We start from the raw sequence: 397 nt of genomic DNA on the forward strand, positions 1-397 counted from the left end.
AATAGGTTTTCCTAAATTCAAAAGTAAGAAAAGTAACTATAACAGCTATACAACCAATAATCAAAATGGTACTGTGTATATTCAAAACAAACGTATCAAAGTACCTAAATTAAAGTCTATGATTAAGATAAAACAGCACAGGGAATTCAGCGGAATAATTAAATCCTGTACTGTATCCCAGGTGCCGAGTGGTAAATATTTTATATCTATACTGGTTGATTGTGGGATTAAAAAGCTGCCTGAAGTCAGTAAAAAAATAGGAATAGATATGGGGCTAAAAGAATTTGCAATATGTTCAGATGGATATAGAGAGGCCAACCCAAAATATCTGAGAAAATCAGAAAAAAGGCTTGTCAAACTTCAAAGGGACCTATCAAGGAAGAAAAAAGGCAGTAAT

Annotated in this window: 1 protein-coding gene; it reads left to right on the forward strand. The window is 32.7% G+C overall.

What is annotated here, in order from left to right:
* Positions 1-397, forward strand: a 397-nt coding sequence (locus ACFHWD_RS20685) for an RNA-guided endonuclease InsQ/TnpB family protein (RefSeq protein ID WP_378062952.1), incomplete at both ends; no start/stop codon positions are given.

This window comes from Clostridium sp. MT-14 (assembly GCF_042436595.1).
Classification (GTDB): Bacteria; Bacillota; Clostridia; order Clostridiales; family Clostridiaceae; genus Clostridium_B; species Clostridium_B aromativorans.